At 60.8% G+C, this 19,562-nt stretch carries 15 protein-coding genes and 2 tRNA genes; 7 read left to right on the top strand and 10 right to left on the bottom strand.

What is annotated here, in order from left to right; all coding sequences use genetic code 11:
• Positions 1-192 precede the first annotated feature (192 nt).
• Positions 193-867: an alpha/beta hydrolase gene (locus HNR59_RS09400; protein WP_183829067.1), complete on the top strand. Its 675-nt coding sequence runs from the start codon at positions 193-195 to the stop codon at positions 865-867.
• On the opposite strand, the gene HNR59_RS09395 is transcribed toward HNR59_RS09400, so the two are convergent.
• Complete coding sequence (locus HNR59_RS09395; RefSeq protein WP_183829062.1) at positions 859-1,986, bottom strand: anhydro-N-acetylmuramic acid kinase; 1,128 nt, start codon at positions 1,984-1,986, stop codon at positions 859-861. The genes HNR59_RS09400 and HNR59_RS09395 overlap by 9 nt on opposite strands.
• Before the next feature lie 102 nt (positions 1,987-2,088).
• Here HNR59_RS09395 and tyrS point away from each other — a divergent pair, with 102 nt between their 5' ends.
• Both tyrS and HNR59_RS09385 read left to right on the top strand, forming a co-directional pair.
• Positions 2,089-3,342, top strand: coding sequence for a tyrosine--tRNA ligase (tyrS, locus tag HNR59_RS09390; RefSeq protein WP_183829059.1), 1,254 nt, complete (start codon positions 2,089-2,091; stop codon positions 3,340-3,342).
• Positions 3,343-3,591: 249 nt separating this feature from the next.
• Entirely contained in the window at positions 3,592-4,032 is a 441-nt protein-coding gene (locus tag HNR59_RS09385) for a glyoxalase superfamily protein (RefSeq protein ID WP_183829055.1), read from the top strand.
• A gap of 52 nt (positions 4,033-4,084) precedes the next feature.
• Here HNR59_RS09385 and HNR59_RS09380 read toward each other — a convergent pair whose 3' ends face one another.
• The gene (locus HNR59_RS09380; RefSeq protein WP_183829053.1) at positions 4,085-7,483 is read right to left on the bottom strand and encodes a YhdP family protein; all 3,399 of its coding nucleotides are present in this window, start codon (positions 7,481-7,483) and stop codon (positions 4,085-4,087) included.
• A 154-nt stretch (positions 7,484-7,637) separates the two neighbouring features.
• On the opposite strand from HNR59_RS09380, the gene bcp reads away from it, so the two are divergent.
• From bcp to HNR59_RS09365, 3 genes are all read left to right on the top strand, one after another.
• Positions 7,638-8,120, top strand: a complete 483-nt coding sequence (bcp, locus tag HNR59_RS09375) for a thioredoxin-dependent thiol peroxidase (RefSeq protein WP_183829050.1) — start codon at positions 7,638-7,640, stop codon at positions 8,118-8,120.
• Positions 8,121-8,402: 282 nt separating this feature from the next.
• Positions 8,403-9,737: a peptidoglycan DD-metalloendopeptidase family protein gene (locus HNR59_RS09370; RefSeq protein WP_183831478.1), complete on the top strand. Its 1,335-nt coding sequence runs from the start codon at positions 8,403-8,405 to the stop codon at positions 9,735-9,737.
• Between the two features lie 152 nt (positions 9,738-9,889).
• The gene (locus HNR59_RS09365) at positions 9,890-10,165 is read left to right on the top strand and encodes a hypothetical protein (RefSeq protein ID WP_183829047.1); all 276 of its coding nucleotides are present in this window, start codon (positions 9,890-9,892) and stop codon (positions 10,163-10,165) included.
• A gap of 81 nt (positions 10,166-10,246) precedes the next feature.
• On the opposite strand, the gene HNR59_RS09360 is transcribed toward HNR59_RS09365, so the two are convergent.
• Both HNR59_RS09360 and HNR59_RS09355 read right to left on the bottom strand, forming a co-directional pair.
• A complete protein-coding gene (locus HNR59_RS09360; RefSeq protein WP_246374664.1) occupies positions 10,247-10,756 on the bottom strand; it encodes a nucleoside deaminase in 510 nt (169 codons plus the stop codon).
• 223 nt (positions 10,757-10,979) lie between these two features.
• A tRNA-Val gene (locus HNR59_RS09355) sits at positions 10,980-11,055 on the bottom strand.
• Between the two features lie 213 nt (positions 11,056-11,268).
• On the opposite strand from HNR59_RS09355, the gene HNR59_RS09350 reads away from it, so the two are divergent.
• Positions 11,269-11,345, top strand: a tRNA-Asp gene (locus HNR59_RS09350).
• A gap of 718 nt (positions 11,346-12,063) precedes the next feature.
• Here the strand turns inward: HNR59_RS09350 and HNR59_RS09345 are convergent.
• The 6 genes from HNR59_RS09345 to HNR59_RS09320 form a co-directional block, all read right to left on the bottom strand.
• Positions 12,064-12,732, bottom strand: a complete 669-nt coding sequence (locus HNR59_RS09345; RefSeq protein ID WP_183829041.1) for an epoxyqueuosine reductase QueH — start codon at positions 12,730-12,732, stop codon at positions 12,064-12,066.
• 223 nt (positions 12,733-12,955) lie between these two features.
• Positions 12,956-13,228 (bottom strand): DNA-binding protein HupB, encoded by a 273-nt coding sequence (gene hupB, locus HNR59_RS09340; RefSeq protein WP_183829038.1) that lies wholly within the window; start codon positions 13,226-13,228, stop codon positions 12,956-12,958.
• A gap of 196 nt (positions 13,229-13,424) precedes the next feature.
• The gene (lon, locus tag HNR59_RS09335) at positions 13,425-15,836 is read right to left on the bottom strand and encodes an endopeptidase La (protein WP_183829036.1); all 2,412 of its coding nucleotides are present in this window, start codon (positions 15,834-15,836) and stop codon (positions 13,425-13,427) included.
• 330 nt (positions 15,837-16,166) lie between these two features.
• Complete coding sequence (gene clpX / locus HNR59_RS09330) at positions 16,167-17,444, bottom strand: ATP-dependent Clp protease ATP-binding subunit ClpX (protein ID WP_183829033.1); 1,278 nt, start codon at positions 17,442-17,444, stop codon at positions 16,167-16,169.
• A gap of 286 nt (positions 17,445-17,730) precedes the next feature.
• Entirely contained in the window at positions 17,731-18,366 is a 636-nt protein-coding gene (locus HNR59_RS09325; RefSeq protein WP_183829031.1) for an ATP-dependent Clp protease proteolytic subunit, read from the bottom strand.
• A gap of 206 nt (positions 18,367-18,572) precedes the next feature.
• Entirely contained in the window at positions 18,573-19,499 is a 927-nt protein-coding gene (locus HNR59_RS09320; protein WP_183829028.1) for a metallophosphoesterase, read from the bottom strand.
• Between the last annotated feature and the right edge of the window lie 63 nt (positions 19,500-19,562).

The raw sequence follows: 19,562 nt of genomic DNA, 5'->3' as shown, positions 1-19,562 counted from the left end.
GTTATTTCCTTGAAATCATGAGGCCAGCCGTCCTATCTACGCATTCGCGGCGTGGGTGGGCTGACCACTCAGTTTTGAACAATTCTAATCTAGCTTCTAAGAAGGTCATCGCCCTACGTCAAGGTCGAATCTTGTGGGAAGCGTTCAAGAAATGTTCTGGCACCGCCGGTTGGTTTTCAGTCGGAGTTCTTAATGCCTGAGGTCATATTTACGGGTCCCGCCGGTCGGCTGGAAGGTCGCTATCAGCCATCGAAGGAAAAGAGCGCGCCCATCGCGATCATCCTTCACCCGCACCCGCAGTTCGGCGGGACGATGAACAACAAGATCGTCTACGACCTCTTCTACATGTTCCAGAAGCGCGGCTTCACCACGCTGCGGTTCAACTTCCGCGGCATCGGCCGCAGCCAGGGCGAATTCGACCATGGCGTGGGCGAACTGTCGGATGCGGCTGCCGCGCTCGACTGGGTGCAGTCCCTGCATCCCGATTCCAAGAGCTGCTGGGTTGCGGGCTATTCGTTCGGTGCGTGGATCGGCATGCAGTTGCTGATGAGGCGTCCGGAGATCGAGGGCTTCATGTCCATCGCGCCGCAGCCTAACACCTACGATTTCTCGTTCCTCGCGCCCTGCCCGTCGTCGGGTCTCATCATCCATGGCGACGCCGACAAGGTTGCACCGCCGAAGGACGTTCAGGGACTGGTCGACAAGCTCCACACGCAAAAGGGCATCACCATCACGCAGAAGACCCTGCCCGGCGCCAATCATTTCTTCTCCAATGACGCCGAGCTGCTTCTCGAAGAGTGCGCCGACTATCTCGACCGCCGTCTCGCAGGCGAGCTGTCCGATCCGCGCCCCAAGCGCCTAAGGTAACGGCTTTACCACAACACCGCCGCTCACCGGCTTTTCGCATCCCGTCGTGTTCGGAAAGGTGAGCGGCAGCCCGTTGAGAGACCGCACGGCCAGATAGGCCCATGCTTCCGCCTCGGTCGCATCGCCATCGAAACCGGCCTGTTCGGCGGAAATAACGTCGGCTCCCTCGGCCTTTGCGCCCGCCTTGAGATCGCTCATAATGTGCGGGTTCTTGCGGCCGCCGCCGCAGATGATCCACAGCTTCGGCTTTTCCGGCAGATACTCCGCCGATTTCAGGATCGCCGCCGCCGACACCGCCGCCAGCGTGCGCGCGCCATCCGTCACATTCAGCCCCTCGGCTTCAGCGAGCGTGAAATCGCTGCGGTCGAGCGACTTCGGCCCGCCCTGCGCAAAGAACGGTTTTGCCAGATAGCGGGAGACAACTTCCCGGACCGTCGTGCCCTTGCCGGCGATCGCGCCATCGGCATCGAAGGACACGCCCGCCTCGCGCGCCACCCACTGGTCGATCAGCCCGTTGCCCGGCCCCGTGTCGAATGCAATCGGGTCGCCATGTTCCGGCACAAAGCTGATGTTGGATATGCCACCGATATTGACCAGCACCACCGGAAACCGCGCAAGCCCGGGCGGCAGCGAACGTGCCAGCGCGGCATGATAGGCCGGCACCAGCGGCGCGCCCTGCCCGCCATGGCGCATGTCTTCTGCACGCATGTCGAACACCACAGGCAGACCGGTCAGGTCGGCCAGCATCTGCCCGTCGCCGAGCTGAACGGTGAGCGCCTGCTGCGGCCGGTGCAGCACCGTCTGCCCGTGGAAGCCGATGAGTTCGGGCTTTCCCCATGAGCCTGCCGCACCGGCGAGAAATGCAGCCACCGCATCGGCATGGCGGCGGGTAATGTCCTCTTCCAGCACCGCAAGGCTGCCCGGCCGCTCCAACCGCTGCCCGATCTGCTTTGCCTCTTCCAGCCCCGCCACGATGCGCGCGCGGAATGCGGCCTCATAAGGCACGAAAGAACCGGGTCCCTGTTCGACGATATCGACACCATCTGTCCGCAGCAGAGCGAGATCGATACCGTCCATCGAGGTGCCGCTCATCAGGCCCAGTGCGCAGATTGTCGCCATTTGGCTCGCCGTCCTTGTGATTCCATGTCAACGGATGCTAAACGCGCGCGGTCACACTTGCCACGCCGGTGCCTGTTTGCCGGTGCTTTCGGGAAAAGAAAAATGACCGCCTTCAAATCCGACTTCCTGCGCATCATGAGCGAGCGCGGCTTCATCCACCAGATTTCGGATGAAACCGGTCTGGACGAGCTGTTCGCGAAGGAGACGGTGTCGGCTTATATCGGCTTCGATCCGACGGCGCCGAGCCTTCATGCGGGCGGTCTGATCCAGATCATGATGCTGCACTGGATGCAAAAAACCGGCCATCGCCCGGTAGCCCTGATGGGTGGCGGCACCGGCATGGTCGGCGATCCCTCGTTCAAGGACGAGGCGCGCAAGCTGATGACGCCGCAGACCATTCAGGACAACATGGATGGCATCAAGAAGGTGTTTTCCAACTACCTGACCTTTGGCGATGGCCCGCACGATGCGCTCATGGTCAACAATGCCGACTGGCTGCTGCCGCTGAACTATCTGGAATTCCTGCGCGATGTGGGGCGGCATTTTTCGGTCAACCGCATGCTGTCCTTCGATTCCGTGAAGCTGCGGCTCGACCGCGACCAGTCGCTGTCGTTCCTAGAATTCAACTACATGATCCTGCAGGCCTACGACTATGTGGAGCTGAACAAGCGCTATGGCATACGCCTGCAGATGGGCGGCTCTGACCAGTGGGGCAATATCGTCAACGGCATCGATCTCGGCCATCGCATGGGCACGCCGCAGCTCTATGCGCTGACCACGCCGCTGCTCACCACAGCTTCGGGCGCCAAGATGGGCAAGTCGCTGGGCGGCGCCATCTGGCTCAACCCGGACATGCTGAGCCCGTATGATTTCTGGCAGTACTGGCGCAACACCGAGGACGCCGACGTGGAGCGCTTCCTGAAGCTCTACACCACGATGCCGCTCGATGAGGTGGCGAAGCTGGCGGCACTGGGCGGTGCCGAGATCAACGAAGCGAAGAAGATCCTCGCCACCGAGATCACGGCTCTGCTACATGGCCGCAAGGCCGCCGAAGAGGCAGCGGAAACGGCGCGCAAGACTTTCGAGGAAGGCGCACTGGCGCAGACCCTGCCCACCGTCGAGGTTGAGGGCGCGGCACTTGAGGCCGGCATCGGCATCCTGTCGCTGCTGGTCAGTGCCGGTCTGGCATCGTCCAACGGGGAGGCCCGCCGGCACATTCAGGGCGGCGCCGTCCGTCTGAACGACCAGCCCGTCGCCGATGACAAGCTCGTCGTGACGGCTCAGGATCTGAATCCGGAAAACGTCGCAAAGCTTTCTCTCGGCAAGAAAAAACACATTCTGGTTCGTCCGGCCTGACCGGACCGGCCAAATTCCTTGTTCCGGATGGGTGCGACGTGCAGCACCCGTCCGGCCGCTTCGCCCTTGACTTGTCGCCGAAGAGAGCCCATCTGGAGCATCGGTTGCTGGCGCCTGCCGCCCGCGGATCGCATGATCCATGGTGAAGCCCAGCCTTATCGATGACCCTTCGGTTGTTTTCTCCCGGGGCGCATCATGGCAATGCGGGCTCCCATGCAGGAAGTCGCCTCCTTTTCGGAGAGACCCGACATGTCTTTATCCCTCGACACCCCATCTTCACAATCGCTGAAGACCGAGGCCAGAAACCTTCGTGAGCATCACGCCCGGTCCGGCCAGCCCATGACCCACAGCGCTGCTCTTGAAGCGGTGGCCCGATCCCATGGCTACCGGGACTGGAACACCGCGCGTGCGGTTCTGCCGGAGCGCACGGCCGTGCCCTTTCAGGTCGGCATGCGTGTGCGTGGCTTCTATCTCGAACAGCCCTTTTCAGGGGTTCTGATCGGCGCGCAGCTTGTTTCCGGCTGGCGGCACCTGAAAGTCACGGTGCTGTTCGACCAGCCGGTGAACGTCACGCCAAAGCTGATGTTCGCCGCGCTGCGCCAGCGTGTCACCGCTACCGTGGACGAACGCGGTGTTTCGCCGGCCCTGCGCGGCAATGGCCAGCCGCAGATGCGGTTGATGGCGGAGTGAGCGCGATACTGCCCTGCCTTCCAAACATAGGCGGGGCAGCCTCGCTCAGGCTCTATCTGTATTCAAAGATCGAGCGGAAGATGCCGGGTGCGATCACCGAAAGCGGATTGATTTCGAGTTCCGGCTTTTTCACGTTGCCGCGCAGCCTGTAGGTGACGCCGATCAGACCCCGGTCGCGACCATTGCCAAGAATCGCGCCGACCAGAGGCAATTCGCCGAAAATGCGATTGAAGCCATAGGCCGGCATGAAGGTGCCGGTCATGTCCATATTGTCGTTCTGATCGTAGAGGATGCCCTGGAAAGTGGTGCCGATCAGCGGTCCGCGCAACACGCCATTGGCGAGCTTCACATAGCCGGTGCCGGTCTCCACCTCCGTGAAACCGCGCTCGAACTGAACGCGGGAAGTGTCCATGTCACCGCGTACAGCCTGATTGAGGCTGCGGCTGTCGCCCTTTGGCGTGGTGGATACGATCGAGGCGAGCTTCGGCTCGTTGACCACCAGAAAATCGCGCGCATCGATCTTGCCGCGCAGCGGGCCATCAACGCCACCTTGCAGGGCGATGGAAATGCCGCCACCCTGAACGTTCCGGTAAACATCGAGAAAACGCAGCACGGCTCCCGCATTGGCGGATCGCATCGTGATGGTCCGCTGGTTGCCGCTTGTGCCGGCCTCGGCTGTCACCGTGGCGCCATCGCCGGTCATCGCGCTTGCCTTGAGCGCGTTGATGCGCGAGCCGGTCGCGTCGTAGTTCAGCCTGAAGCCGCCAAGTACCTCGCCATGGAAGCCGCTCAGCCGCGCTACGTTGGCGGTCAGGGAAATCGCGTCGCGATTCGTCCCCTTCTTGCCCGAACCGGCGGGCTCGGCGGTAAACTGCCTGATCACCGAGCGGGCATCGAGAACAGCGCCTGACACGTCCACCTTGTAACCAGACCCGTTGCGGCGAATCGAAACGGCGACATCGTCATCACGGTTCAGCCGTACCTTGTCGAAGGTCGCGGAAGACAGTGCGCCGCCTGCAAGCTGCATCTCTCCGCGCAGGGAGAAACTTTTTCCATCCAGACTGATGTTGGTCAGTCTGGTGTTGGTGCCTTCGGTCTTCATCAGCAGGGAGAGCTGAGCAGGGATGCCCGCTCCCTTGCTCCAGCCCGCCCATGGAATCGTCAGCTTTGTCGAGGTCAGATCGGTGGTGAGGGCGCGCAAGCCGTCGGGCCTGTTTTCCAGCCCAACCTTCATCGTGCCGCTGAGAAGCCCGGCAAGTCCGGGCATCATCTTCTCGCGCAGCTTATCATCCAGTATCAGAGCGACCTTGCGGCTGCGGGCATCACTCTCCCCCGGCTTCAGCGGCTCCACCAGACTGATTTCCGCCGGGATACCGTTCAGGGTGGCGTTTGCGGTAATGGTGGCCTTATCCGGGTCCACCACGATCGAGCCATTGGCTCCCGACACGTTCTGGCCGTCGAATTCGCGCTGAAGCCCCAGATCCGTGTAGTCGAGCGCAACCAGCCAGTTCAGCTTGCTGACATCGGCGCCAGACTGAAGGGGGATATCGGCCTTCACATTGCCGGTCACGTGGCCGGAAAATTCCTCCGGCTTCATGCCCACATAACGCATGGCGCTGATCGGCTCGTAGGAGGCAAGCTCGACAATCGCGTCGGCCTCGCCCTCGACATCGATGTCCAGCTTGCCGATCACCGGGCGCTTCTCCGCGTCATCAACCGTCAGCGTGCCGTTGCTCGCCGCGGCAATGCGCCCGCTCGGCATGTAGACGGTTCCGGAATCGAGCGAGATGCGCACTTTCGTGCCTTCGAACTCGATCCGCCCCACCGCATCGCGCACCGGCGGGATATGCCCGGCCGTATCGAAGCGCGTGCTTTCGACGTCGAACCGGCCGAACACTTCTTTCGGCCCCGGAGGCAAACCGGAGCCAAGACGTCCCGGCGGCAGATCATAATGCAGGCTGGCTTCCGTCACCCGCCCGCCGAAGAGATTCTTCAGCACCCACTGGCGGGCACTTCCGGCCGCCATCCATGGCCACAGCTGCTTGGCATGGGAGACGGGCATATCGTGAACCGTAAGCGCCAGAAACACGCCCGGCACCTTACCCTCGGCGAACTGGACCGCCCCCATGCCGACGGCATCGCCGCCCGCGCCCGAGCGCACAGCAATGGTATCGGCAACGAGCCTGCGGCTCGCCACGTCGTAAGTGCCGGCAATCCGGGTCAGGAATTTCAGCGCCGGCTCCGAGGAATCATCTGGAGAAAGGCTCGATCCGTCGCTGACGAAATCATAACGGTAGGCAGGCTTGCCATCCGGCGACGCGCCAACGGGCCGGGGTCCGATAGAGCCCTCAAAGGCGAAGCTAGACTGACCGGTGTTAAGCTGTAACCGGCTGACATCGATCTTGTTCGAGCCGCTTTCCAGAGCAGCCTCGATGGCAAGGTCTCCAGCCACCAGCCCGTTTTTTCCCAGATCAAGTGCCGAGCCCTGAAGTTTCAGCATCGCGTTCAGCCGCGACTGATTTTCTCCAGCTCCTTCAGCTCCGGTCAGCCGAAGCGTTCCCGAACCAACTTCATGGCCTGCGCCCGGCCAGAAAAGCTCACGCCGGTCTCCGGCTATCTCGATGGTGGCGTCGAGATCGGTGATGCGCCGCGTTCCGGCTTCCTGCGCCGCATTTCCAGCCACTGTGATGGCCCGGCCATCGATCAATGCCGAAGTGGAAAGTTCCATGCGATCGGCCCCCGCCTGCCGGACCACGGCATCGGCGATCTTCACGGATCCCAAACCACTTTCCTCAGGCAGCGCCACCTCGACATTGATCAGCCTGATACTGCGCACGGAATCGAGCCTGACGGCATCCAGCGCCTCACGAACCCCGTCAAACACAGCGGCAATGACCTTGTCGGGATCGATCAGACCCTGCCTGTCGCGCAGCGATGCCGCCCAGTCGCCCCCGGCCGAAGGCAGCGCCGCAAGGTCGATGCGCGCATCGGACAGTCTGGCGCTGGTCAGTCGAACCTCGCCCGTCACCAGCGGCAGGGCCCGCATACCGAACCGGACACTGCCCGCCTGAAGCATGGGCCTGCCATCTTCGCTCAGGAGGCTGAGGTCACGGACCTGAAGGGCAAGGAAGCTGGATCCGTCCAGCGTGACGCCTGCCGGGCCGCTCTCGACCTTCACATCGGTCTCGGCCAGCCGGCGAATGGCAGCCTCAGCCTCCTGCTGGAGGCGCGCTGTTCCGACACCCGACGCACCGATGCCATAGACCGCCACACACAGCAGCACCGCGAGAATGGCGACGGATGCAAGAAAACGCTTCAGCCAGCGCGCACGCCGCCGCAATGACGCGCGTCCAAGCGGCGGGGCGCAGCCGGCAGAAGGCAGGGCACCGAGATCCACGATCTCCGTGCGCCGAAACCTGATCTTCTCATGTTGCGGAAGTTGCTTATCCACACCAATGCCCGGTTGGAAGCTCAGACCACAAAGCCGTCTTCGGGTTTTGCTTGCCGCATCCTATGCTCTTGCCATCATCTGTGCTCAAACGCGAATCCCGGCAGAAGCTTATATTGCTGAGCCCCACCGCGTAACCTCAAACAAGGGCATAGCTATGACAGCCACAAGGGAAATCGAACTTCAGATCGGCGACACGGCCCCACTGTTCGAACTGCCGGGCGACGGCGGCGCCACGCTGCGGCTGGCCGATTTCGCCGGCAAACCGGTGATCGTCTATTTTTATCCAAAGGACGACACCAGCGGCTGTACCAGCGAAGCCATCGCCTTTTCGCAGCTCAAACCCGAATTCGACAAGGCCGGCGCGACAGTCATCGGCATTTCTCCCGACAGTGCTGCCAAGCATGACAAATTCAAAGCCAAACACGATCTGACCGTCTCGCTTGCCGCCGATGAGGAACGCAGGATCGTGGAAGCTTATGGGGTCTGGGTGGAGAAGCAGATGTACGGGCGCAGCTACATGGGCGTCGAACGCTCGACATTTCTGATCGGTCCTGACGGACGCATCGCGCAGATCTGGCGAAATGTAAGGGTGAAAGGCCATGCCGAAGCCGTTCTTGAGGCAACCCGCGCTTTGTAGCGGGAACCTTTCCTCCGCAAGAGGCGTTGAGACCGCAACAAGCCAAGGAGGACTATATGCGAAGCGTGCTGTTGTGGGCGATTGGAGTTCCGATCCCGATCATCATACTGTGGTGGATATTCGGGTAAGCTTTTTACGGCTGCCTCCCCGTCAATGGCCCGCTGTTTCGACAGCGGGCTTTTTTCATTTCGCAAGGCCATCCGGCCCTTCACCCAGCAGGAGGCAAAGCTTTGTTAACCCTAACGCCGCATAAATCGAAGGTGGGAATGGTTAACGGGGCGTATCGTGACAGCAGTTCAGTCATCGGTATTTGGCAAGCGCAGGGAGCCGCACACGGTGATCATCGCCCGGGGCGATGAGATCCGGCATTTTACCGTGCGGCCATGGATCGCGGCTCTGGCCGGGTCCCTGGCCATTGCACTGTCGATCGGTTATCTGGGCGCCACATCCTATCTGGTATTGCGCGATAACATCATCAGCGCCGCCACAGCGCGGCAGGCGCGGGTGCAGCAAGCCTATGAGGATCGCATCTCCGCGCTTCGCGCGCAGGTGGATCGCATAACCAGCCGGCAGCTGCTGGACCAGCAGCTCATGGAAACCAGGGTCACCGAACTGATCGAGCGTCAGAGCCGGCTGAGCGATCGCCATGGCCGGCTGGGGCCGATCCTCGACCGTGCCGGCCGCGAGATCTCCGGACCGTTGCCGCTCAGCGCTCCCCTGCCCTCGCAGCGCAACAGCGCCGTTCCTGAAATCACCGGCTCGATCGAAAAACCTGAGAAGCCGGTCAGCGCCGCTGCTGCCGGGGCCAATCCCTTCGCAAACTGGACCACGCGTGGCGCGGATCCGGCGTCCATGCCGGTCATGACAGCCTATGCCTCGCCTGCACAGACTGGATCGCAAGCCGATCGTGCCGACGAGCTGTTCGTCACCATCAACCGCTCGCTCAAAGAGATCGAGGACGATCAGCTTGCCCACATCACGCAGCTGGCCGATGCGGCTTCATTGAGCGCCGATGCTATCTCCAACGCCCTCGAAACGGCAGGCCTTCCGGTCGATCTGGATCTTCCGGCCGACGGCATGGCCAGAACCGATGTCGGTGGGCCACTGATTCCGGTCGACACGGCGAATCTTTTCGACATGAGGCTCAGGGAACTCGATGAAGCCCTGCAAACGCTGAGCCATGTCAAGAGCGAGGTGCGACGGCTGCCTCTGTCCAATCCCGCGCCCGGCCATGCCGTAACCAGCACGTTCGGTGTGCGCAGGGATCCGCTGATCGGTTCGGCTGCTTTCCATTCGGGCATGGATTTTCGAGCCCCCGTGGGAATGGAGGCCAGAGCATCCGCGGCGGGAACCGTGGTCAAAGCTGAATGGAGTGGCGGCTATGGACGCATGGTCGAGATCGACCATGGGCAGGGTTTCTCAACCCGTTACGCACATCTCAGCCGAATCTCGGTGAGCGAAGGGCAGAAGGTTGAAGCTGGTGACATTGTCGGACGCACCGGGAACACCGGCCGGTCGACCGGCCCGCACCTCCACTATGAAGTCCGCCAGAACGGCACACCGCTCAATCCGCTGCGCTTCCTCAAGGCCGGTAAGGCAATCGAGAAATATCTGTAGCATCCGCGGGGTCGTTCGGCGGCCGGCATCAGCATGCGATTTCAGGCCGGCCGAAAGCGAAACGCATGCTGAACGCCTCCTGAATGGCGTTTACAGCGAAGGTTCAAACAGAGGCAGGCATCCTCCGGCATGTTCAAGAGGAGGAATGAACCATGACCATCAAAACCATCGCCAAAGCCGCCATTGCGTCCGTCTTGCTTCTCGCTCCGGTCTCCGGCGCCTATGCGTATTCAATCCACGTGCTCAACGGCGTTTACACGATCAAGTGCGAAAACGGCGTGACCTCGACCGGAACCACTTTGCAGGTTTCCCACGCGCAAGCGGCCTATTTTTGCAAGGTCCGGGGCAGCAGCATGACGACGAACAAGGGCGACGCTGCACCGAAGGCGCAGGCGGCTCCAAAGAAGCAGATTGCTCCCGGCCGCTGAGACGTTTGATTATCCGAAAATGAAGCCCCGGTTCCGGCCGGGGTTTTCGTTTTCCGTGACCGGCTGACCTTTCAGGGCCGTCTACGATCGGTGAAATCTGACATGCAGGCTGTGTACGTCGTCTGCGAATTCCTCGACGGGCCCATCAACAGCCGTGCCCGTGATCACCTCGCCAATCGGCAGCGGGCGCACTCTCGATGCAGGAACGTTGAGCTCCGTCAGCCAGGTGGTCAGCTGCTTTGAAGAGCAGGCATAGACGATCCGTCCCAGCCCAACCCATCCATGTGCCGCGGCGCACATCGGGCAGTGCTCACCGGATGTGTAGACGGTGGCAGCCGCTCTTTCATCAGGCGTCATGTTTTCCGCTGCCCAGCGGGCAATCGCGAATTCTGGATGCTGCGTGTGATCGCCGCCAGCCACGTGGTTGTGATCCTCGAACAGAACCACGCCATCCCGGGATACGAGAAGCGATCCGAAAGGCTCGTCGCCAGAAGAAAGCGCCTCGGCCGCCAGCTCAACGCAGCGCCTCAGATGCTTCCTGTCCACATCACTGATCATCGTCCGGCCCCTTTCCGATATTACCAGCCGCATCAAAGCATCAGAGCTTCTCTGCCTTCAAGACGAGAGCATTCCCACAGGGGATGATTGCCCGTGCCGTTCCGCATCATAGGGCACAATCGAGGCCATGCCCTGCCCCAGTGCAACGGCAAGTGCATGTCATCCACCGGATTACCGGCGCGATATTGGCGCGTCTTCGCTGGTCCAATGAGCCCGCAGAGCGCTTCGCGACAAAACCGAAAAATCCTGAAAGCTATGGTGGGCGATGACGGACTCGAACCGCCGACATCTTCGGTGTAAACGAAGCGCTCTACCAACTGAGCTAATCGCCCATAGCGGGGCGGAGCAATACGAAGTTCCGTTCTGCTTCGCAAGCCCCAACAGGCAATTCCCCCTCTCTGCCTGTGGTAAAACAGGGCCTGAACAGGCTTTCGGGAAAAACATTCGATCTTTTCACAGAACCGTCACCGGAGCGCTTGACACCTGTCAGGGAACCCCCTATTCAGCCGCCAACGACGAACACATCAACGGTGTCCGTCCGAAGCGCGGGTGTAGCTCAGTCGGTTAGAGTGCCGGCCTGTCACGCCGGAGGTCGCGGGTTCGAGCCCCGTCACTCGCGCCATTCTTTCAAAATCTTATGAGAATAGTTTCAGGCAAAGCTTTGAATGCCTCTCTGGCAATTCGGAGCCTGATGCGCTTGTCTCCCGAAGTCATTGTTCGGGGAACATCCGGCTCTGCGAAAACAGAATCAGAAGCTGGTTCTCATCGTGGAAACCGATTCGGGATCGTCCGCCATTTTGCGTGAGCATCTGTTCCGGCTTCACTGACCGGCATTTTTTTCTTCGCCAGACAGTGCCGACCAGTCGGCGTTTGGCAGGCAAGACAGTTTCGGATTTGATGGCGGTGCTCCCTGAGGGAACTGTCGATGACATATATGCCAGAATCGGTATCGCACCCGTCTCTACTATCATTTCATCCGCTGCCGTTGCCGCGATGCCGTTGAGAAACCGCTCGGGCGTGAACCTGCATCTGAGAAGCCCTCAGCCGGCGGCCGCGATGTGCGCGGCTACTGATCACCGAAAGCCAGCACGTCCTTGGAAGCAAGCCTCTGGCGCTTGCGGGGAAAGCGAGCGTACAGCGATGCTGAATGCCTCCGGCAGGTGGTTCGCACCAGCTCCGCTTCTCCCTTAACAGGACAGCCTCTGGAAGCCCGCTGTGATGCTTCGGTGTAGCGCAGACCAAATCTGCCAGCCTTACCGGATCAGCTGAAGACAATGGCTGCTTACGTCACAGCGATGCACATCACTGCCCCCGCTATACCGGGATGACGTAGACCGAATTCAGCCGTCCTTGTTTTCGGATGCTTCGCGATAATAATTCTCGCCAAGCACGACCGGTGAGCGCCCCTGATTGCGGCGGTGAATGTTCGTGTCACGCAGAGAATAGACGCAACCGCAATATTCCTGCTGATAGAATTCCTCGCGTTTGCTGATTTCGATCATGCGGGCGGCACCACCACCCTTGCGCCAGTTGTATTCCCAATAAGACAGCCCGTCATAGGGAGCAGCGGCGCGCTTGCCGCAGTCATTGATCTGCGCCATGTTTTTCCAGCGCGAAATGCCCAGCGAGCTGGTCATGACGGGAAAGCCATGCTCGTGAGCGTAGAGCGCCGTGCGCTCGAACCGCATATCGAAGCACATGGTGCAGCGGATTCCGCGCTCCGGCTCCCATTCCATGCCTTTGGCGCGGGCAAACCAGTTGTCCTTGTCGTAATCGGCATCCACGAACGGCACGCCATGCTTGTCGGCGAAGCGGATGTTCTCGTCCTTGCGCAGGAGATATTCACGCTCGGGGTGAATGTTGGGATTGTAGAAGAAGATCGTGTAGTCGATGCCGGAGGCGAGCATCGCTTCCATCACCTCACCGGAACAGGGCGCGCAGCATGAGTGCAGCAGCACCTTGCGTTGACCGTCGGGCGGAGTGAGAACGGGGCGGACCAGATCATTCATGATGCGCCAGATAGCAGCTTTTGCCGCCGAAATCCAAGGTTGCGGCAAATCAGTCCGGACATCCGCGAGCCTGCCACAACCCGACACCGATCAATTGCCACAGCCCCCTCTTCGCGCCTGCATGGCAGCAATGAGCCCAAACGGAAAAACCCCGCCGATCAGTCGACGGGGTTTTAGCAAGTCCCGAACGAGGCATGCACTGCCCCGATGAGATGACTGCACCTTAGTTGACAGCGTCCTTGAGGCCCTTGCCGGCAGTGAACTTCGGCACGGTGCGGGCGGGGATCTGAACTTCGGCGCCGGTCTGCGGGTTACGGCCGGTCGAAGCCGCGCGCTTGGACACAGAGAAGTTGCCGAAACCGACAAGCCGGACGTCGCCACCGTTCTTCAGTTCGCCGGTGATGACGGAGAAAACCGCATCAACCGCCGACTGTGCGTCAGCCTTGGAGAGTTTCGCAGCATCGGCGACAGCGGACACCAGTTCGTTCTTGTTCATAAACTTTCCCTTTCATGAGAAAACCGGGACGAAAGACTCATCCGGCAGGAGCTGAACTTTAAAAAGAAGCGAGGCCGCAACCAAGCGAAATCACGGCTTTCAGCCCCGAAAATCCCCTGTTTTCCGGGCTTTTCAGCAAAAAAGGCCGGGCTTTTTGCCCGGCCTTTCGATTCATGCACTGCAATGTGAGCAATTTCTAATGCGCCAGCGACTTTCCGGCGTCGTCAGAAGTGTCGACGGCAGCCGGCGTACCAACCGGCTCGACCCACTCGATCGGCTCCGGCATGCGCAGCAGCGCATGCTGAAGAACCTCGCCCACACGGCTGACCGGGACGATTTCCAGACCGTTTTTCACGTTGTCCGGAATCTCGGCAAGGTCCTTGGCGTTCTCTTCGGGGATCAGCACCTTCTTGATGCCGCCACGAAGTGCTGCCAGCAGCTTCTCCTTCAGTCCGCCGATCGGCAGCACACGGCCGCGCAGCGTCACCTCGCCGGTCATCGCGATGTCAGCGCGCACCGGAATGCCGGTCAGCACCGAGACGATGGCCGTGACCATGGCGATACCGGCCGAAGGTCCGTCCTTGGGCGTGGCCCCTTCCGGCACGTGGACGTGAATGTCGCGCTTGTCGAAAAGCGGCGGCTCCACGCCGAAATCGATGGCCCGCGAGCGGACATAGGATGCCGCCGCCGAGATCGATTCCTTCATCACGTCCTTCAGGTTGCCGGTCACGGTCATGCGACCCTTGCCCGGCATCATGACGCCCTCGATGGTCAGCAGCTCGCCGCCAACCTCGGTCCATGCCAGACCGGTGACAACACCGACCTGATCGTCCGTCTCGGCCATGCCGAAGCGATAGCGCTCGACGCCAAGATACTGGTCGAGGTTTTCGCGGGTGATCTTCACCGACTTCTTCTTGGTGCGCAGGATCTCCGTCACCGCCTTGCGGCCGAGCTTCATCAGCTCGCGCTCCAGAGACCGCACGCCCGCCTCGCGGGTGTAGGTCTGGATGATCGCGCGGATGGCGTCGTCCGTAACCGAGAACTCCTTCGGCTGAAGGGCATGGTCACGCACCACCTTGGCCAGCAGGTGCCGCCTGGCGATCTCGACCTTCTCATCCTCGGTGTAACCGGCGATGCGAATGATCTCCATGCGATCCATGAGCGGCGCCGGGATGTTGAGCGAGTTCGCCGTCGTCACGAACATCACGCTCGACAGGTCATATTCAACCTCGAGGTAATGGTCCATGAAGGCGGAGTTCTGCTCGGGATCCAGCACTTCCAGCAGGGCCGAAGACGGATCGCCACGGAAATCCTGGCCCAGCTTGTCGATCTCGTCGAGAAGGAACAGCGGGTTGGACTTCTTCGCCTTCTTCATCGACTGGATGACCTTGCCGGGCATCGAGCCGATATAGGTGCGGCGATGGCCACGGATCTCGGCCTCGTCACGCACGCCGCCAAGCGCCATGCGCACGAACTCACGACCCGTTGCCTTGGCGATCGACTTGCCAAGCGAGGTCTTGCCGACGCCGGGAGGGCCGACGAGGCACAGGATCGGACCCTTGAGCTTCTTCTGGCGGCTCTGCACGGCCAGATACTCGACGATGCGCTCCTTGACCTTCTCAAGCCCGTAGTGATCGGCATCGAGCACGCCCTCGGCGAATTCGAGGTCCTGCTTGACCTTGGAATTACGGCCCCACGGAATCGACAGCAGCCAGTCGAGATAGTTGCGCACGACGGTGGCTTCCGCCGACATCGGCGACATGGTGCGCAGCTTCTTCAGCTCCGCTTCCGCCTTCTCGCGGGCTTCCTTCGAAAGCCGGGTCTTCTTGATGCGCGCTTCCAGTTCGGCGGCTTCGTCGCGGCCGTCCTCGCCCTCGCCGAGCTCCTTCTGGATCGCCTTCATCTGCTCGTTGAGGTAGTATTCGCGCTGGGTCTTCTCCATCTGGCGCTTGACTCTGCTGCGGATGCGCTTCTCGACCTGAAGCACGGAAATCTCCGCCTCCATGAAGCCCATGGCGCGTTCAAGACGCTCCTTCACCGAAAGCGTGGAGAGCATCTCCTGCTTTTCGGGAATCTTGATGGCCAGATGCGAGGCAACCGTATCGGCGAGCTTGGAATAGTCGTCGATCTGGCTGGCGGCACCCACCACCTCGGGAGAAATCTTCTTGTTCAGCTTCACGTAGTTCTCGAAGTCCGAGACCACGGACCGGGCAAGCGCCTCGATCTCGACCTCGTCCTCGGCAGGCTCCTCAAGCGTGGAAGCGTGTGCCTCGTGAAAATCCGTGCGATCGGTAAAGCTGTCGATGCGGGCACGCGAAGTGCCTTCCACCAGCACCTTGACGGTGCCGTCGGGCAGCTTCAGCAACTGCAGCACATTGGCGAGCGTGCCCACCTCATAGATAGCGTCGGCTTCGGGATCATCGTCAGCGGCGTTCATCTGGGTGGCGAGCAGGATCTGCTTTTCCTGACCCATCACCTCTTCGAGAGCCTTGATCGATTTTTCACGGCCGACAAAGAGCGGCACGATCATGTGCGGAAAGACCACGATGTCGCGCAGGGGGAGAACTGCGAACACACCGCTACCTGCGGACCGGGCTGTTTTGGCCATTGTCAAACCTTTCCTTCGCGCACGCTTTTAGCCGAACGCGAATCCTATATTAACGACCGGGGATCGTTCCGCCTACCACCGTTTGCGACGGAGGCTCATGCAGCGCGGACCAGATACCCGAACTCACCCGTTAGGTGGATGCCGGCAAAGCAAAGATCAAGTGGCGATATGCGCCATAAACCGGGTGGAGGTCGTATAAGCGGCTCTGGCGCGCTTCACTCTGGCCCGTTTACGGGGCCGGCCGGTCTGTCTGCCTTGCGGATGAGCCCGTCATTGCGCCTGCGAGACAAGAGCCCGGAGACCGCCTGGCGGCTTCCGGGCCTGATAACGTCAGGCGCTGACGTTACCCTTCTTTTCCTTGGCGTCCGAGTAGATGTAGAGCGGACGAGCATTGCCGGACACCACCTCCTCGGAGATGACGACCTCGCGCACGCCTTCCAGCGCCGGCAGCTCGAACATGGTGTCCAGCAGGATCGCTTCCATGATCGAACGCAGGCCGCGCGCACCAGTCTTGCGCTCGATGGCGCGGCGAGCGATTGCGGCAAGCGCGTTTTCGTGGAAGCTCAGCTCGACATTTTCCATCTCGAACAGGCGCTGATACTGCTTCACCAGCGCATTCTTCGGCTCGGAGAGGATCTGGACCAGAGCGGCCTCGTCGAGATCCTCAAGCGTCGCCAGAACCGGCAGACGGCCGACGAACTCGGGGATCAGGCCGAACTTGAGCAGATCCTCCGGCTCGACCTGACGGAACAACTCGCCCGTGCGACGCTCTTCCGGCGAGGCGACACTGGCGCCGAAACCGATCGAGGTCTTGCGGCCGCGGTCGGAGATGATCCGGTCGAGGCCCGCGAAAGCACCACCGCAGATGAACAGGATGTTGGCGGTATCGACCTGCAGGAATTCCTGCTGCGGATGCTTGCGGCCACCCTGCGGCGGCACGGAGGCAACGGTGCCTTCCATGATCTTCAGAAGCGCCTGCTGCACGCCCTCGCCCGAGACATCGCGGGTGATCGAGGGATTGTCGGACTTGCGGCTGATCTTGTCGATCTCGTCGATGTAGACGATACCCCTTTGGGCACGTTCAACATTGTAATCGGCCGACTGGAGCAGCTTGAGAATGATGTTCTCGACATCCTCGCCGACATAGCCTGCTTCGGTGAGCGTGGTGGCGTCGGCCATGGTGAAGGGAACGTCGATGATGCGCGCCAGCGTCTGGGCCAGCAACGTCTTGCCGCAGCCCGTCGGGCCGATGAGCAGAATGTTCGACTTCGACAGTTCGACATCGTTGCTCTTGCCGGCATGGGCAAGGCGCTTGTAGTGGTTGTGAACGGCAACCGACAGCACGCGCTTGGCGTGCGGCTGGCCGATCACATAATCATCCAGAACCGTGATGATTTCCTGCGGGGTGGGCACACCCTCGCGCGACTTCACCATCGAGGTCTTGTTCTCCTCGCGGATGATGTCCATGCACAGTTCAACGCACTCGTCGCAGATGAACACCGTGGGACCGGCGATCAGCTTGCGCACTTCGTGCTGGCTCTTGCCGCAGAACGAGCAGTAGAGCGTGTTCTTGGAATCTCCGCCGCCGCTGTTGCTGACCTTGCTCATCTTCCAGTCCTTTCATGACCGTCCACCGGGGCCCCGATCAGCAGGCGCATTCCCATGAGCCCGGGAAATCCGCCTTTACCGACCTGTCCAGCACCTGCAACGTATTCCGTACGAAACACCAATCAGAAAACGCGGCAATGATTCTCTTAAAGCCTTTGCTGAAGCTAAGCCGTCGAAAATCAACATTGCCTTAACGTAGGCAATCGCGCGAGCCGTGGGAACAGCAAATTGTGGCCGAAATGCCGCAAATCTTCTCAAAAGCGCGTCATCCCGGCCCAAGCCTGTCTTATGCCGAAGCGGTGTCTGCCTCAGCGGCCTCACGCGTGGAGTGAACCTTGTCGATCAGGCCGAAGGCCAACGCCTCTTCCGCAGTCATGAAATGGTCGCGGTCGAGCGTTTTTTCAATGGTCTCGTAGTCTTTGCCTGTGTGCTTGACGTAGACCTCGTTGAGACGGCGCTTGAGCTTGATGATGTCCTGGGCATGGCGCTCGATGTCGGATGCCTGCCCCTGGAACCCGCCCGATGGCTGGTGAACCATGATGCGCGCATTCGGCGTCGCAAAGCGCATGTCCTTATGACCGGCGCACAGCAGCAGCGAGCCCATGGACGCGGCCTGGCCGATGCAGAGCGTCGAAACAGCCGGCTTGATGAACTGCATGGTGTCGTAGATCGCCATGCCGCTCGTCACCACGCCGCCCGGCGAATTGATGTAAAGGGAGATTTCCTTCTTCGGGTTTTCGGCTTCAAGGAACAGAAGCTGCGCGCAAACCAGCGTCGCCATGCCGTCCTCAACCGGACCCGTGATGAAAATGATGCGCTCTTTCAGGAGGCGGGAAAAAATATCGTAGGCCCGCTCGCCGCGATTGGTCTGCTCGACCACCATCGGAACGAGGTTCATATAAGTTTCGATCGGGTCTCTCATGAAGTGTCCTTGTCGAGATGGTCCGGCACGGAACGATGGCAAGGCCGGCATTGAATCATTCTGGCTTCTCATCCCGTAAATAGGATGGCCTCTCACCCTTGCGCAAGGGTGAGACTGATGCAGTTATCGTTAAGATTGCCGCAAGCCGGAATGAAACGCCGGCCCACATATGAAGGCCGGCGCATATCTTCGACAGACAGGAACCGTCAGATCTTGAGCGTGCGGTTTTCCTCGCGGCCGACGCCACGCACTTCGAGGCGGTCGCCATAAACCTCGACGACCGCATAGGCGGTGGTGTCTGGCGTGTCGACCATGCCCTTGAAATTGAGGAAATGCTTGCCGCCGGTCTCGCCATAATTGCCGGCGTGGTTGTGGCCGTTGAAATAGGCGACGAAGTTGTCGTAGCCGGTCAGCATCTTCACGATGCGCTCGGAATCCCACTGGTTGTGCTCGTTGGCCGGGTAGACGGGATAGTGATTGAGAACGATCACCTTCTCGCCGGCGGCCTGCGCCTTCTTCATGGTTTCCTCGGCCCATGCGAACTGCTCGTCGCTCAGCGAGCCGTTCCAGCTTTGCGCGTTTTCGGCGCCCTGCGCCTTCAGTTCGTCCAGACGTTTGGTGGCGATTTCGCGGCGCGGATCGCCTTCCGGCGGCGCAAAGGTGCTGACATCGTTGCCGTCGAGCACGATGAAGCGATAGCCGCCGCCGGTGAAGTCGTAATAGGCCTTTTCCATGCCCACGGTGCGGACGACCGAGGCCAGATATTCTTTCGCGATGTCATAGTCGTGATTGCCAAGCACGAAGAAGTGCTCGTGCTTCAGCTTGTCGTAAAGCGGCAGGATATGGGAAAAACTCTCCCAGTGGCGATCGATGATGTCGCCGAGCGTCGCCACGAACTGGAGGTCTTCCTTGTTGAAGGCCTCGATTGCCTCGGAAAGCTTCCAGAGGCTGTTGGCATAGTAGCGGTTCATCTTCAGGCTCGGCACAACCGGCGCATATTGCGGATCGGCGACGATGCCGAAGCGGAACAACGGCCCGCCCTGCGCGGCAGCGCTGGTGGCGGTGAAACCAGCGAAGGGTGCGAAAAACGCGGCGGCAGCGCCGCCCTTGATGATGTTTCTGCGGGTGACCATGGGAGGCCTCCTTGGCTTGTTGGAAGGACAAGCCGCAGCTACCTGCCGGTCATGACACCCGGG

Source organism: Aquamicrobium lusatiense, from assembly GCF_014201615.1.
In the GTDB taxonomy this organism is placed as follows: domain Bacteria; phylum Pseudomonadota; class Alphaproteobacteria; order Rhizobiales; family Rhizobiaceae; genus Mesorhizobium; species Mesorhizobium lusatiense.
The sequence above is the reverse complement of the archived record's forward strand: the minus strand, read 5'-3'. Positions and strand labels throughout refer to the sequence as shown.